Here is a 1206-nt window from a genome sequence, read left to right on the forward strand (position 1 = left end):
TTTTCGAAGCCCTTCGTCATGAACAGCCCGGTGGCCGCATCGCTGATCGCGCGCCGAGTAGCCAGTTTCTTGCGTTCCCGTAATCCCTCGACCACGCCACTATCTTAGCTCAAATTTGGTGTCACACTAATTTTTGTGTCACCAAACCAACTAGACCACCCTCGGCGCCTAGGCAGCCCGCATTGGCCAGCCGACTCACCGCGACGCGCGCACCGTCTCACTTCGGGAGGGTTTTTGCCCCAGGCGGGCGGATTTTTTTTAGGGCACGCACACTGCGACGCCTCAGGAGTCGCCGGGTCTTGTTCGAGTCTCTTCCGAGAAGGCGTTTCGGCCTGGCGATGGTGGGCGAGCCAAGTTGGAGTTGCACAAGGACCGTCACGGCGGTGTCCGTAGGCAGGTGCCCGGCAGCGACAATCGGCCGGTGATCGGCACCTTCACCCTCGTTGAGGACGATGGCCGGCTCACATACAGCTTTCAGTCCGCGCCGACGGTTCCGACGAGCAGGCAAGCCGAGATCGACAGCGAGCAGGTCGCGGAGGATGTCGCCCGTCTTCGCGAGCTTCACCAACAAGGCGGGCAGTTTGGCAACATTCGTGCGGTCAAGGATGCCCTTAACTGTGGCCAGCAGCGAGCCAAGAGGGCGCTTGATGCGTTCCAAGCGGAGCTCGCGTCCCACGTGGAATCTGCCGCGTAGCGGCTTGATCGGTTGTACCCGGGTACATGCAGTCCCTAGGGGGTGTTTGTACCCGGGTACACGTCGGAACCGTGGAGAGAGAGCGCACGCTGGCTGTATGAGGCGTGGAAAGGGAGCCCGTCAGAGGCACCCCCACCCCCTCAACTCTGCGGTCGGTCAGTTGGTGGGGGTGTACTCCCATAGTTGTGGCGTACCGTGACCGGCGTCGGCGATGGGCAGGAAGGTGTGGCCGGTGGCGGGATCGACAGCCAATGTGTGCGCTCCGTCGGCCACGTGAACCGATCCCCGGGCGCGTAGGTGGCCGTGGTCGTGCTCGGCGATGCTGATCCAGCCGCTTTCTGCGGCCACGTAGATGCGATGGCGGGCTGGGTCGTAGGCCAGCACGTCGGGATCGTCGCCGACCTGTTGGTGATCGATGACCGTTTTGGTGGTGAGGTCGACCGTGACCAGGGTGGCGTTGTCTGCGCATCCGACGAACATCACCTGAGCGACGGCGTCGAGTACTTGACCGT

General features: G+C 62.9%; 1 protein-coding gene and 1 pseudogene. One reads left to right on the forward strand and one right to left on the reverse strand.

Going from position 1 to position 1206, the window contains the following annotated elements:
- Positions 1–421: 421 nt before the first annotated feature.
- Positions 422–694: a hypothetical protein gene (locus M2432_RS27900; protein ID WP_280830093.1), complete on the forward strand. Its 273-nt coding sequence runs from the start codon at positions 422–424 to the stop codon at positions 692–694.
- A 156-nt stretch (positions 695–850) separates the two neighbouring features.
- Here the strand turns inward: M2432_RS27900 and M2432_RS27905 are convergent.
- Positions 851–1206: pseudogene (locus M2432_RS27905) on the reverse strand (YncE family protein); the annotation flags it as partial.

Source organism: Mycobacterium sp. OTB74 (assembly GCF_029892685.1).
GTDB lineage: Bacteria > Actinomycetota > Actinomycetes > Mycobacteriales > Mycobacteriaceae > Mycobacterium.